Origin of the sequence: Rhodococcus sp. 15-649-2-2 (genome assembly GCF_002258645.1) — a bacterium.
GTDB lineage: Bacteria > Actinomycetota > Actinomycetes > Mycobacteriales > Mycobacteriaceae > Rhodococcoides.
Map to the genome: position 1 here is coordinate 152,278 of NZ_NPFM01000028.1, position 13,682 is coordinate 165,959.

At 63.2% G+C, this 13,682-nt stretch carries 14 protein-coding genes; 13 read left to right on the forward strand and 1 reads right to left on the reverse strand.

Annotated elements, in window-relative coordinates; all coding sequences use genetic code 11:
• The first annotated feature begins 6 nt into the window (after positions 1 to 6).
• The 11 genes from CH305_RS18550 (at position 7) to CH305_RS18600 (ending at position 10,960) form a co-directional block, all read left to right on the forward strand.
• Positions 7 to 618 (forward strand): C39 family peptidase, encoded by a 612-nt coding sequence (locus CH305_RS18550; RefSeq protein WP_094704549.1) that lies wholly within the window; start codon positions 7 to 9, stop codon positions 616 to 618.
• Between the two features lie 107 nt (positions 619 to 725).
• Entirely contained in the window at positions 726 to 1,220 is a 495-nt protein-coding gene (locus tag CH305_RS29760; protein ID WP_094704550.1) for an NUMOD4 domain-containing protein, read from the forward strand.
• Positions 1,221 to 1,392: 172 nt separating this feature from the next.
• Entirely contained in the window at positions 1,393 to 2,013 is a 621-nt protein-coding gene (locus tag CH305_RS18560; protein ID WP_143545311.1) for a hypothetical protein, read from the forward strand.
• Positions 2,013 to 2,495 (forward strand): hypothetical protein, encoded by a 483-nt coding sequence (locus CH305_RS18565; protein WP_094704552.1) that lies wholly within the window; start codon positions 2,013 to 2,015, stop codon positions 2,493 to 2,495. The genes CH305_RS18560 and CH305_RS18565 overlap by 1 nt, the downstream gene beginning before the upstream one ends.
• The gene (locus CH305_RS18570) at positions 2,495 to 2,974 is read left to right on the forward strand and encodes a hypothetical protein (protein WP_094704553.1); all 480 of its coding nucleotides are present in this window, start codon (positions 2,495 to 2,497) and stop codon (positions 2,972 to 2,974) included. The genes CH305_RS18565 and CH305_RS18570 overlap by 1 nt, the downstream gene beginning before the upstream one ends.
• Positions 2,952 to 3,428: a hypothetical protein gene (locus CH305_RS18575; protein ID WP_143545312.1), complete on the forward strand. Its 477-nt coding sequence runs from the start codon at positions 2,952 to 2,954 to the stop codon at positions 3,426 to 3,428. Before CH305_RS18570 ends, CH305_RS18575 begins: the two co-directional genes overlap by 23 nt.
• The gene (locus CH305_RS18580) at positions 3,425 to 3,760 is read left to right on the forward strand and encodes a hypothetical protein (RefSeq protein ID WP_094704555.1); all 336 of its coding nucleotides are present in this window, start codon (positions 3,425 to 3,427) and stop codon (positions 3,758 to 3,760) included. The genes CH305_RS18575 and CH305_RS18580 overlap by 4 nt, the downstream gene beginning before the upstream one ends.
• A 61-nt stretch (positions 3,761 to 3,821) precedes the next feature.
• Complete coding sequence (locus CH305_RS18585) at positions 3,822 to 4,904, forward strand: hypothetical protein (protein WP_094704556.1); 1,083 nt, start codon at positions 3,822 to 3,824, stop codon at positions 4,902 to 4,904.
• Positions 4,904 to 7,279 (forward strand): hypothetical protein, encoded by a 2,376-nt coding sequence (locus CH305_RS18590; protein ID WP_094704557.1) that lies wholly within the window; start codon positions 4,904 to 4,906, stop codon positions 7,277 to 7,279. Before CH305_RS18585 ends, CH305_RS18590 begins: the two co-directional genes overlap by 1 nt.
• Before the next feature lie 64 nt (positions 7,280 to 7,343).
• Complete coding sequence (locus CH305_RS18595; protein ID WP_094704558.1) at positions 7,344 to 8,291, forward strand: hypothetical protein; 948 nt, start codon at positions 7,344 to 7,346, stop codon at positions 8,289 to 8,291.
• Positions 8,291 to 10,960: a hypothetical protein gene (locus tag CH305_RS18600; RefSeq protein ID WP_094704559.1), complete on the forward strand. Its 2,670-nt coding sequence runs from the start codon at positions 8,291 to 8,293 to the stop codon at positions 10,958 to 10,960. The genes CH305_RS18595 and CH305_RS18600 overlap by 1 nt, the downstream gene beginning before the upstream one ends.
• 7 nt (positions 10,961 to 10,967) lie before the next feature.
• Here CH305_RS18600 and CH305_RS18605 read toward each other — a convergent pair whose 3' ends face one another.
• Positions 10,968 to 13,118 carry an acyltransferase family protein gene (locus CH305_RS18605; protein ID WP_256983874.1) on the reverse strand — a complete coding sequence of 717 codons (2,151 nt, stop codon included), beginning with the start codon at positions 13,116 to 13,118 and terminating at the stop codon, positions 10,968 to 10,970.
• Positions 13,119 to 13,212: 94 nt separating this feature from the next.
• On the opposite strand from CH305_RS18605, the gene CH305_RS29115 reads away from it, so the two are divergent.
• Both CH305_RS29115 and CH305_RS18615 read left to right on the forward strand, forming a co-directional pair.
• Positions 13,213 to 13,386 (forward strand): hypothetical protein, encoded by a 174-nt coding sequence (locus CH305_RS29115; protein WP_179278343.1) that lies wholly within the window; start codon positions 13,213 to 13,215, stop codon positions 13,384 to 13,386.
• Between the two features lie 59 nt (positions 13,387 to 13,445).
• A complete protein-coding gene (locus CH305_RS18615; protein WP_094704562.1) occupies positions 13,446 to 13,673 on the forward strand; it encodes a hypothetical protein in 228 nt (75 codons plus the stop codon).
• Positions 13,674 to 13,682 lie beyond the last annotated feature (9 nt).

The window sequence follows — 13,682 nt, forward strand, 5'->3', positions numbered from 1 at the left end:
CGTTTCATGGCTGACATCGTTCTGTCTCACAACACGACGATCATCCCGCAAGAGACTGGATATTGGTGTGGTCCTGCGTCGACGCAGGTTGCTCTCGATGTGCGGGGGATCGGGTCTACGGAAACGGATTTGGCGAAGCAGTTGGGTACGACCCGTAACGGGACGAGCCACATCGGGCTCATCATGGACCTGCTGAATCGGAATGTCGATGCGGACTATGTGACTCGCCAGATCCCCGGCAACGATGCGACGCCCGCGCAGCGTGAGCTGCTGTGGTCGGACATTCAGGCGTCGATCCTCGGCGGCTATGCGGTCGTCGTCAACGTCGTTGTGCCGCCGTCGAACTACCCGATCGGAACCCGCGGCGAGAAACCCGCGTACGGCGGCGGGACGGTCTACCACTACTTCACGGTCGTCGGATTCAATGCCGAGACCCGGGAGGTGTTCGTCGCCGACAGTGGGTTCCGGCCGTACGAGTATTGGATGTCGGTCGATCAGTTGGCGTCGTGCATCGCGGGCAAGGGGTACACGGCGACACCGAACGTCGCCCCGGTCGCTGATGCGGATGCCGCGGTCTGGGATGCGGTGTTGGTGCAGTTCATGGGTCCGGTGTCGTAAGAGCGAAATCCGTTGCTCCACAGGTAGAATCAAGCGAGGCCGCGCGGTGGTGGAACACCGAACGGCCTCTGACCCACCCATCTGATTACAGCAGAGAGGGGCTAGCAATGAATGCTACCCAATCGTCAGAAATATGGATCGGCGTGCCCGGTTATGAGGGCCTGTACGAGGCCAGTGATCTTGGTCGCGTCCGTAGCTTGGATCGTCCAATCCGCCGCGGTCAGATCTTGAAGCAAGCAGAGACGGATCGCGGCTACCGAGTGGTCTCACTTTCCCGGCTGGGCAAAGTCCGCCAATGGCGAGTACACCGTTTGGTGGCGTTGGCTTTCCTGGGTGAAGAAACTGCCGGTATGGAGGTATGCCACAACAACGGCATTCCGTATGACAACCGACTCTGCAACTTGCGCTACGACAGCCACAGTAATAATCAGCGAGATCAAGCGATCCATGGCACTCACAAGAAGGCTGCACAGACGCATTGCCTGAGAGGCCACGAATTCTCCTTCGCTAACACATATGTCACAAAGTTTGGCCAGCGAAGTTGCCGAACGTGCCATCGCCACAAGGTGGCGGAACGCCGGAGAATCACAGGGAAGCGGTGACATGAACGCCGAAACACTAGCTCGTGCAATGGACTTCCGTGTATCGAACGAACGCTACGAGGAATTGGTCCCAGCATGGAACCTTGCTCTCATTGAAGCCGACTGCACCTCCGTCGACAGGGTCGCAATGTTTGTGGCGCAAATCGGCCACGAGTCGGGCGGGCTCCTGCACATGCAAGAGATTGCGTCCGGGTCCGCATACGAGGGCCGAACAGACCTCGGCAACACGCAGCCGGGCGACGGTAAGCGATTCAAGGGCCACGGTCCGATTCAGATCACCGGGCGCTACAACCACACGAAAGTGTCGGAGTGGGCGTACTCGAAGGGCTTCGTTCCGACGCCGACATTCTTCGTCGACGACCCGAACGCCCTGGCGGGTGATGAGTTCGGGTTCCTCGGTGCCGTCTGGTACTGGACGGTGGCCCGCAACATGAATGGGTTCGCCGACCGCCAGGACCTGCTCGGCGCGACGAAGGCTGTCAACGGCGGCACCAACGGTCTCGACGACCGCCGCAAGTTCTACTACCGCGCGCTCGCACTCGGCGACGCGTTACTTCCTCAGGAGGATGACATGGCAAACGCTGCAGATGTTCAGGAGCAGTTACTCGGCCCCGACGGCAAGGGCTGGCCGCAACTCGGAGACGAGTTCAACGGGAACAAGGGCCGCAGTCTCGTCGACGGCATCGCCCGTCTGATCCAGATCGGGAACTTCGCGGTCGAGCAGAACGATCGTATCGAGAAGGCGCTTGCTCGTATCGAAGCGAAGATCGGGACCCAGCCGGAGGTCAAGTGATGGCCGACAACACCGCCATTGGCATCCTCACCCGGGAGATCACCAGCAAGGTGACCGCCGAGCTCACTGCACGATTCGAAGGCGCTGTCTCCCAGTTCAATGCGGAGGTGGTGTCCGCCCAGACGCGTGCCGATGAACTATTTGATCGGCTCGAAGCCGAGGGGCAGCGCAGGATGAACGAGCTATTCGCAAACATCCCGGTTGCGGCAGTCATCACCGAGGACGGCGATTTCGATCCGATCGGGTGGATCAAGTCCCAGGCCAAGTCGCGCGCCTGGCGAACACTCCTTCAAGGGCTGTTCGCTGTCGTCCTGGTGGCAGCTGGCAACGTCGTGACCCAGTCGATCGCCAATCCTGACTTCAACGCGTTCTCGTGGGACGACTGGAAGGTCGTCGGGGCGCTCGCCGGCACCGCCGTGCTGACAGGCCTCGTGTCGTACGTGCAGAACTCTTTCGGCATCAAGCCACCGAAGGTGCAGTAGTGCCGGGGCAGGGCGAAGCGGACGTGTATCTCCCGCCGTTCCGGGCCGCCGTACTCGCATTCTTCCTCGGCACCGCCTTCATCATCGGCGGACCGGAACGCATCGCAGGCCCGTCGTACGCGACACTCCGCCAGTTCGGCGGCGAAATCATCTGGGGCATCGGCTTCCTCATGGTCGCCGTCATCCTGCTCGCCGCCTCAAAGTTCTCGGCGCGGGTCCTGTTTCACGCCTACATGGCAGCCGCCACCGGCTACGCACTGTTCGCCCTCGCCGTCCTTGACGCTGCACGCCAACTCGAGACAGGCGGCCTGACCGGCATCGTCGTCTACACCTGGGTGTCGTGGATCCACATTCTCGCAGCGGCCGCCAACAGTCACGGCCGTTTCGCGTTCGCGTTGCTCGCTCTCCATAACCGGCTACGCACTTTGCTTCGTCTCCGAGACCGAAGGGGATCCGATGCAACCACTGGTAGTCCGTAGAGCAGGGTCATTCGAGAAAGTCGCCTTCGGATTGTCGACATGGATCGGGATCCTCGCTGTAGCAACACCGTTCGAGATTTCTTCGGCACTGGACAATGCATGGCCGACCGGGTCGAACTTCTACTTCGCCATCATGGGTGTCGGCGGTCTCGGCGGCCTGATAGCAACGTGGAACTCCAGCCGGTCCCGAACACCCGAGCAGATCCGGCAGGAAGTCGCCGCAGAGATCACCTCACTGTCGATCATCGGTGTCCTGTGGTTCGGGTACGGCATCGCCGCGTTCGCACTCGGTACACGGGCTATGACCGCCGGAAGCGTGGGGGTAGCCATCACAGTAGCGAGCGTCCTCCGTATCTGGAACATCGTTCGTGATCGCCGTCGAATGAACCGAGCGTTGATGGTCCCCCGTCCTGCAGATCCGCCGGCGTTGGCAGAGGGTGAGGGCGATCGATGACATGGCTCGACACTGTCCTGAAGGTCTTCTCGGTGATCACCCCACTCGCAGTTGCGGTACTCGCTGCCCAGTTGTGGATGATTTCGTCACAGAAGCGGAAGGTCAATGCGGACGCAGGGAACAGTGAAGCATCAGGTGCGGCAACCCTTTCCGCGGCCGCACTGACACTACTGTCCCCGTACAAAGACCAGGTCAACGACCTGTTGATCAAGGTCCAGAAGATGGAAGAGTTCATCGACCTGCAGGTCGATTGGGAACTCGTTGTTGTGAAGACCTGCCGTGATGCTGGTGGGCCGATTCTTCCGGCCCCACCCGCCCGGCCGCGGTTCTGATTCTTTCCCTTGCACGGAGCGGTGGATTTGTGCTGCCCTCCTCAACGTTGAGAGGCCTCACATGGCGTTCAATTTCACCCTGCCCGCGAAACTGAATGTGCGGCTAGCGGATCAATGGGATATCCGCAACTCGGGTCGCGGTCTCATTGAGATCGAAGCCGGGAACATGGATGTCGACGTCCTCGCCTACAAGGGCGATCCGGGTGACCCCGGCCGGGACGGCGTAGCGGTGCAGATTCACCGTGCGGAGATCCCCGCCGACATCCCACTGCTCGGGGACCTGGACGATACGTGGATCGGGCACGGGTGGAGGGTCGACGGTTCCCGTGACGTGAAGCTGTTGGTGGAGGAAACCCCCGGCGGCGCACTGAAGTTCGAGACCCTCACCAACTACTTGGGCGACAAGGGCGACACCGGTCCCCGACCGACGTTCACTGCGGGAACGGTCACTGCCGGGACGACACCCACGGATCTGAATCTGACGGTCCGGGAAATCTCCGAGGGCGCATATGCGATCGACGCTGTCCTGCCCCGCGGTAACCCGGGTGCGGCGTCGACAGTCCCGGGCCCGACTGCCTCGTTCTTCGGGGCATCCGACGGCGACGGCCTCACCGCCGCCAGTGTCGGAGATGTCCTGTACAAGAGATCATCCGGGACGATCGGTGCGAAGCCGCTGAACGTCTCACCGGGTGTGTACAAGAAGGCCGGTTCGGACGCGGACTGGCTCGCAGTGAACACCGGCAACGGGTGGACGGGCGCATACCAGACCATCACGACGATGGTGATCCCTGCACAGCCGTACGCGTACGAACCGGACGTCACCGGCTTGTGTGAGTTCTTCGTGACCACCGGTGTGCGAATGGATCTGGAGGCGCACCTCGGTGCCGTCTCCGGACCCCTGCTGGCACGAGGACCCGGTGCGTCCCTGTCGTCGTGGAACAACGAATGGATGCCGCGGCTGCTGGTGCCAGGGTCCGACGAGACCATCGCAGCCCCGACATCGTCGTCGACGATCGTCCCCGCGAACACTGCAGCGACGATCTACCTCATCGCTGTACGGGTGGATTCATTGACGGCGGTCCGGTTCGAGTCACGTAAGACCCGCGCGTACCTGCGGGTGCGACCGGTCCCGGTCGCTGTCTGATGGCAGAGCAGTTCCTACCCGGAAACCCGGACGTCGGGTATTCGGGGACTGATCAGGACAAGCCCGCGAAGGGCTTGAACATGGGGTCGTCGGAGGCGTTGCGGGCGATCGGTGAAACGATCGGCGGGGACAACGGATTCGAGAATGTTCCCACTGCGGTCGGTCGTCAGTACGACGGCCAGGTCCTCACCGCTGGTCTCGCTGGGCGTATCGCGACGCTCGAGTCGAAGCTGGCGACCGGTGCCGAGTACGTGGACCTGTTCAACCGCGGCGATTCGTCCACTCTCGGGTCGCCGCAACCGGGAACGATCCCGGCGTGGACTCAGTTCGGTGACGGCCAGAACCTCGGTATCAAGGATCAGGCGGCGCAGCTCGATACCGATGCCCCGTTCAACCTCGTCGACGACGGCACCCGGTATGCGTTGTGCCCGACAGCTGCCACGTCGAACGACTACTCGATCGCTGCGATCGTCCACCCCGCCAGTACCGGCAAGGTGTCGACCCGAGCTCGGACGTCACTGTACGGGCGCTGCAACGCCTCCGGTACCGAAGGCGTGTATGTCGACTTCTTCGGCGGCAACTGTCAACTGGGGCGGTTCACACGCTCGGGTACGGCGATCTCCCGGTCACAGTGGGCCGCGAATCCATCGAAGTCCTATTCGGGGTCGTCGACTCCCGAATTGAGGATGAACGGAAGCCAGTATCTCGTCGTCGTCGACGGTGTCACGTTGATCGACTGGACCGATGTGTCCGGGTTCCCGGTCGACGGTAATCACCGATTCTCGATGTTCTCACTGATGGCGTGGACCGGCATCCTTTTTCAAGCACCCGAGTTCTCCAGTGGGCTGACGGGGTTCAGCGTCCGCGGGTCGAACTACACGGCCATCGAGACCGCCACGTCGATCGCAGAAGGCGCACAGACGGCCGCGGAGAACGCGGTCGGTACCGCAGTGACTCAGGCGACGGCGGCCGCGAACGAAGCAGTCCAGGTGGTGCAGAAGGAGATCATCACCAAGTTCGCGGTGTTCGACATCAAGTCGCCACGGCCTCTGCATGAGTCGTTCAATCCGACGGTGTACTCAAGCTTTCCTGAATCGCAGCTCGTGTACGGATCGGTAATTAACGCAACAAATCTCGGGTCGCACCTGCACCGGGAGAACAACCAGACGGGCGCGATCCGGAATACCGATTCGACCAACCTCGGATCGCACACGCACACCGAGACCGTAACCCTGCCGACGGTGACTGTGACAGTTGCCGATCACCTGTTCACCTGCATCCGTGTCGAACAGGACGGCGAGCTCGAAGGCGTCTCGATCGCCGCTGTCCCGAACACCACGATTACCGGACTGTTCTTCCGGGTGTACGTAATGTCCGCAACCGGAGACATCGCCTATACCTCGCCGGAATCACCGAACCAGAAGGACAGTCTCGGTGACGGACAGGTGACCGACCCCATTGCGATCGTGTGGAACTTCGCCGACAAGCTGCTGATGGAGGCTGGCACCATCGTGGCCGTTGGGATGCGCGTCACTGGTGCCTCGCTCGCGGTCATCGGAATGCGGAAGTACACCCGACCGCAGCTTCCCGGCTTCTACCCGAAGTGCTACACGCCGAAGATGGCACCGGGAGCGGGTGTCGCACTGCCGGATTCGGTGGCGGAAGCGAGCCTTGACTGGACCAACACCTACGTTCCGCACATCGTCATCGGCAGCAACCTGCTCGCTGGCGCGGTCCCGGTACTCGAGAAGCGGAACCACGAGGACCTGTTCGATGTCGCGGACACGTCGGGTTTCCCGTCGATCGGTAGCAACTACTCCCAGCGGTCCACGATTCTGAGTACGTCCGGCATGTACATCAGGGACTTCGCGGTCGGCTGGTCCGGGAACGACGACGGGTCGACGTCCGCTCTGTACAAGTCCCCGATGACGACGGACAAGACGTACAGCCGAATCCATATCGGTGCCGTCGAATCCACGGTGAGACCGCCGTGGTCGCGTCTGTTGTTCCGGTGCTCGTCCGACACTGCGACCGGTCTTGCTGTCTCGTTCAAGCAGGGCACGCTCACGTTGGACCGGAAAAATGCGGCAAGCGCCGCGATCGGCAGCTACACGACGATCGAGACCCATGCGATTACGTGGAGCGAAGGCGATTTGATCGAGGTGTGGAACGGCGAGCAGATCGCCGACATCTTCTACCCCGGCCGAGTCGTCGTGAAGGTCAATGGTGTCACGGTCGTCGACACCACTGTGTCGGCGTCGGTGGTTCCGTACGGCATCGGAAGGCGGTACGGCGGTTTCGCGGTGCAGCGCAACAACTTCTACAACTCGTTCCGTATCCGCGATTTCAAGATCCAGGATGTCCCCGATGTGTGACCGGACCGGAGTCGGTACGCACCGAAGTCCTACCCATGATCTACCAGGCCAGGAAGGATAAGCCATGGCTTTGGGATTCACCACTGTCCGCGTCAACATCGGCGCACTCATCATCGACGGGATGGACACCGACGACGTTTTCGACGACGTCCCTGTCTCGGGGACGATGATCCTCAAACCTCGCATGGAAACCTCCAGACCCTTGCAGGTCGATGATGCCGGCGTCATGAAGATCAAAGCGATCACGGAGATGGCCGTCGATATCGGGTTGACGGGCGACATCAGTCACCGCAACCGCGACTATGTGACCGTCCCCGCCCCCACCTCGGCTACGTCGAATGTCGCGCAGTTGCAGTGGGAGGCATCGTTCCCGTCACTGAAGTACGGGCTGAAAGCTGTCACTGTTCCCCCGATCTACTTCTGGGCGGAACCGGGCGCGTCGATCAACCTCGCTGATTTCGTGAACGTCGCTCCGGTGTCGACGGCGGTGCAGATTTCTCGTGGCCTCCGCGGCTACGCGGTCGGTGACGCACTCGTCGAGGGCAGCGAGTTGGTGTTCCTGTCGGAGGCACCGGGGGAGCCGGAGATCGCGCGCGTCCCTCTGCCGTCGGGTGGCGGTGTCGCTGATGGGGGCGTGACGACAGCCAAGCTCGCGGCGGATGCGGTCACGTCGGACAAGATCGCGTCCGGTGCGGTGAACGGTCCCGAGCTCGGTCAGGATGCGGTCACCGCTTCGAAGATCGCCAACGACGCCGTGGCTCGGGCGAAGCTCTCGGAGGAAGTCCGGACCGAGCTCGACGGGAAACTGTCCGCAACGGTTGCTGCAAATAGTTATGCCCCCCTTTTTCAGCCGCTGACTCCGTACCTCGCGGGCGCAGTCGCGGTCCTCCCGGCACCGACCAACGCACTCGGCACACGCATCGCGGACGGCACCAGTCGCGCCGCGTACGACGCCACCGAACAGGCCCTCTGGGCAACCGCCACCGGCGGCTACGACGGGGGGACCATCTGATGGCACGAGGAACCGGAATCCGGCCATGGAAGCGCGGCACCGAAGCAGCCCGCGCAGCGTCGACGACGGTAGTTCCCAACGGCGACGTTGTGGTGACCGACGACGGCGGACTGTTCGCGGGCGACGGCACCACCCAGCTCAAGGATCTGCCCCGGCATGCGCGCGTCACCGACATCGACTCCCGTACCGCGACGTTCCCGGTGGAATCGTTCGGCAATCCCGACACCGACTACTCGGCATCGCTACTCGCCGCGATCACGGCGTCGCAGGCCAACAATGGCATCGTCACCCACCGGCCGGGCAAGAGCTACACCGCCCGGTCGACAGTCCCTTGGACAGGGCCGGTACGCATCGACTGGCGCGGCGCGAAGATCACCCGCTCTGCCGACGCCCCCAACTCGCCTGTCCTCGATATCTATCACCCGGTCTCGACGCCACAGGCGGTCGTTGCGATCACGCAGGCGAACCGAGTCTGGCCAGGCAGCACCGATGCAACACTGGTCTCCCGCATCGAGGTCGCTTCGGTGGCCGGATGGACGGTCGGAGACTGGGGCGTCATCGTCGGAGACGACACCATCCCCGGTGGTAGCCCTGCTCGCGCGCAGCGGGAGGGCGAACGCTTCCGCGTCGCAGCGATCGACGGCAATTTACTGTGCCTGTCTCGACTCGTGCGGGTCACCTTGACGACGGCGATTCGGGTGGCGCGGATGACCGAGCGTGAAGTGAGGTTGATCGACCCGTACTTCACGGACGATCCCGCTTCGCCGACGACCCGCACGGCACCGATGATTCAGATCCGCACCGCTGTGCGCCCACGTGTGTACCGACCGAGGTTCGAGAACCTGATGTCGGAGGGTCTGCGGTACGTGGCGTGCGTTGAGAACGAGACGCATCACGAGCAGGCCGACAAGTTGCGGACGTCCTTGACCGCGGGTGCGTGGGGTTACGGCGTGCGGGACATGTCCTGCAACGACTCCCTCCACGTCGGCCTGCGGGGCTCTGATCTTCGCCACGTCTACACCTCGGGTGCGTACGAGTCGACCGCAGCAGGATCGCCGGACACCTGGCGGTTCGGGTCCACGATCGGTGCCCGCATTGTCAACGGCAGCGCAGGCGAGGTCGGGCACGCAGCATTCGACCTCCACGAGGAAGCTGCATACTGCCTGTTCGACAAATGCAGTGTCGCGTTCAACCACAAGGAACCGGACGGCTCACAGTTCGCATTCCAGCTCCGCGGCCGCGACAACATCATCCGGGACTGCACCAGCATCGGACCCGGCGCTGTGTCGATCCGAGGCTTCGACGGCGGCGGACGGCACCAGATCATCGGTCACGTCCACACCGTGCCGCGTGGACTGTCGACAGCCAGCGCATTCCGCATCGCCTACACCGACATGACCGCTCGCGGTGCAGCGGAACTGTCCGCCACCGTCATCGCGCCGGCCTTCGCTGGGACTGCGGTGGCGCTGCTCGCCCGCAAGGCGGTCATCCGCATTCCGTCGCTGGTCGTCCGCACCGACAGCGCGCAAGCGATACACCGACTCACCGACATCGCAGACTCGGCGCTGCTTGTCGACGAGATGGTCGTCGACCTCCGAGGCAGCACCGGTGAGACCCGGATCTTCTCGCTGATCGACTCGCTGTCCTCGGTGCGCGTGAACCGGCTTGTCGTCCTCGCGGGCGGCGCAGCGTGGCGGGTGGCGGATCTGGCGACACTGAACGGCACGGTTACCGTTGCTCGCATCGAGACCGACACAGCACCTGCCGGGGGCGGGTTCGCCGATGTCGGCGCGACGGCGGTCACGTCCATCGGGGAGATCGTCGTCGATCAGGCATCGAATCTCACGGCTGCGGCGGTGGTCGGTGATACCGATCTTGCACCGTCTGCGGTCGGTCCGGCTCGGCACATCCTGACGGCACCACTGACAGCGGATCGGACGGTGACCGAACCGACAGCAGCGGCGCAGGGTCGGTCGATCACCTACACCCGAACCGCGGCCGCCACAGGCCGCTACCGGTGGATCGTCGGCTCGGAGTCCGTCGATACCGGCGGGTGGATCACTCGGACCTGGACGGGCACCGCGTGGACGACGACAGCGCGTGGACGGACCGAGCCGAGTGCAGTGGCGGCACCTATCCCTGCGGCGGGTTCGTACGCCTTCACTGCCGTCAGTGGCACCTCGACCAGCTCGGCGTCACCGAATCAGCAGGTCCGCGCGCAGCCGTGGTTGCTGGACCGATCGGTCACCATTGATCGCATCGGAGTGGAAGTCACGGTGGCGGGCGGTGCCGGGACGAAGTGGCGGCTGGGGATCTACGCCGACAACGGCAATGGATACCCCGGCGCGCTGGTCCTCGACGCAGACGCGGTCGCAGGTGATGTGGTCGGCATGATCGAGAAGACGATCACCGCGCTTCGGCTCCCCGCTGGATTGTGGTGGGTTGCTGCGGTGATGCAGGACGCAGCGACCACGCCGCCGACTGTGCGCGTCCTCAATGCGTGGTCGCCACCGGTGATGATGACGTTGGGCACAGCGCTCCCCGCGAACGGTTCGGTCGGTGCCGCCGGGTTCACTCAGTCGAATGTGTCGGCGGCTCTGCCGGACACGTTCTCGACCTCGGTGTTCACGACGTCACTCGTGCCTCGGGTGTTCGTCCGCACCGCCTGATCCGAGACTAGAGCCCTGCCCCGGTCAACGCCTCGGCGATGACCGGGGCGATCTTGGCTGCATACTCCGGCGTCATGTGGCTGTAGTCGTGTTTGACGGGTGTCGATCCGACGAAGCTCGGGCAATAACCGCTGGTGGTGCAAAACCATGGACGTGAGTCGATGAACAACCCGTTGGCCTGCGCCGCCAGTTCCCGTTCGTTGCTGGCTCGTTCGGTCCACGTCGTGGTCACTCGCGAGATGCAGTCTGCGGGACTGTTGAGGCGGTTGTAGCAGTCCCCGATTCGAATGTCCGAGGGCGGCGCGGCGAGGAACACGATCTTGCCGACGTTGCCCGCGAACTGAGACGTGAGCGCGTTCATTCCGGCAGTCCACTCGGCGCTGTCAATAGGGCGGTACAGGTTGGCGATGATCACCACGTCAGGACGGACCTGGTTCACCGCTGCGATTGCGTCGGCCTTGCGTTGAGGGCACGCAGCGCCGAGCGTGTCGTCGCTCTCGCGTAGATCCATTCCCACGAACGCGCAACCGAACATTGCCTCGTTCTGCACTTTCCACTGCCCGCCAGAGTTCGCTGCGAAGTACTGCAGCGGCCGCACGTAAGTCATCGCAACGGAGTCGCCGAGCACCATGATCGTCTTCTCCGCAGCAGCGCTGCCCCAAGTGCACGATGCGGCGGGTAAGCGGTCGACAAGTCCACACCGCGCGGTGTCAGGTGGTGCCTGTGGACCGTCGATCGCGGCTTCCATCGTGGGATTGAGGTCCGGCCATGCCGTCGCCTGCGTGGCCTCGTTGATCTCGTCGGTCAACTCAGCCTGTAGCTGTCCGGCCACTAGTGGATCGGACAACGCGGGCGCGGCGTCGGCGCTTGCGTTCACGGCGACGGGCGGAACGATCGTGACCGTCGGTGGCACCAACGCGATTGCGGCGAATCCAACGGTGAACAGCATCGCGGCATTAACACCGACAACCTGATTCTCGCGCGACATCTTCTTGGGCTTCGGAAGTCGCCAGCGTGACTTACGGAGCATCGAATTCTCGGTGCTCTCGCTGGGGGTGGAGAGCCACCCGGACTTGCGGATGGGGTCCTCGAAGTAGTGGTAGCTCAGGACTGCGAACGAGAACATCAGTCCCAGCGCGGCGACGTAGAGGTAGGGGCCATCGTCCATCGCTGCGCCGAGCAGGATGATCACCGGCCAGTGCCAGAGGTAGAGCGAGTACGAGATGTCGCCGATGTAGGTGCTCGCCCGGTTGGTGAGCACGGAGAGGAATCGGTGCTCACCACTCACGCCCGCGGCGATCACCATCGCTGCACCGAGAACGGGAAGCGCAGCCCAGGGCGCGGGGAAGCCTCCGCCGGTTTCGGAAATCGCGAATGCGCCGATGACGATGGCAAGCAGGCCGGTCCAGGCAATCACGGGGCGAAGGACGTCGGGGAGGCGCTCGAAGTAAGAGATGGTGATCGCCAGCAACGCTCCCACGCCCAGCTCCCAAACCCGGGCGAACGTTGAGAAGTACGCCCACGTCGGTGACTCGGCTGTGTTCCACACCGAGTATGCGAACGACGCAACGACCACCGCGCCCATGACCGCGGCCGACAGCGCGAGCCGGTGCCGGCGCGAGCGGGCACCCACGGCAAGTCCGATGAGGACAATGACAGCGGGCCACACGAAGTAGAACTGCTCTTCCACACTCAGTGACCAGTAGTGCTGCAGCGGGGACACGCCGTTGCCTGCGGTGAAGTAGTCGGTGCCCTCGGCCGCGAACCGCCAGTTGGCGAAGAACAGGAACGACGCACCGGCGTCGAGAAGGGTCGACTTCGCGCGAGTAGCGCTCAGGATCAGATATGACGCGATGACGGTGGCAAGCAGTACGAGTGTCGCGGCTGGGACGATTCTGCGGATGCGTCGGCGATAGAAGTTCGCGAACGAGATGCGGCCGTACCGCTCCTGCGTGTGCAGCAGTGACCCTGTGATGAGGAACCCGGAGATGACGAAGAATACGTCGACTCCGATGAATCCGCCTCGCGGCCAGTCGAACAGGTGCGAGAGGACGACCAGCATCACGGCCACCATTCGGAGGCCTTGGATATCGGGGCGCGGCCCGGAATCTGCATTCTTGCCAGCGGCCCGAGCGCGGTTGCGAAGCATGGTCGTCATGCGCGACATCATGCCGTACCGCGCGGTCTCTCGCGCCCTGATCATTCGCCTGAATGACGAGACTGGCGGCACCCGAACGCATATCGTTCGGCGCATGACCGAACAGAAATGCGCCACGTGCCCCGAGATTGCGACCCGCTACTACGGAAAGACCAAAGCCTCGCACCTGCTCGCGCAGAAGGATGTCTTCGAGTGCGAGAACTTTCACCTCACGTCCGAGGGCGGCGGTTTCGTAGAGGCCGATGACGTCAACAAGGCCTCGTCCTGACCCGCCCATAACGCCAAGTCTGTCCCACATTGGGACGGCTTTGGCGGTAAGGTCACGGCATGACATTCGTTATCTTCGCGCCGGCCAAGGACAGTCCGTCCACCTTCTCCAGGGAATGCGAGGTGGAACAGGTTCCGAGTGTCGGGGAGTTCGTCTCGTTCGACGATCCGACTGCCGACGACGGTCCGTACTTTCGAGTGACAAGTGTTCGATGGGCTGTCCTACCGCAGGGTGGAGCAGAGGCGATCGTCATCATGGAGCCGGCACCCGAACTGGACGACGAGTGAGGTCTGGTG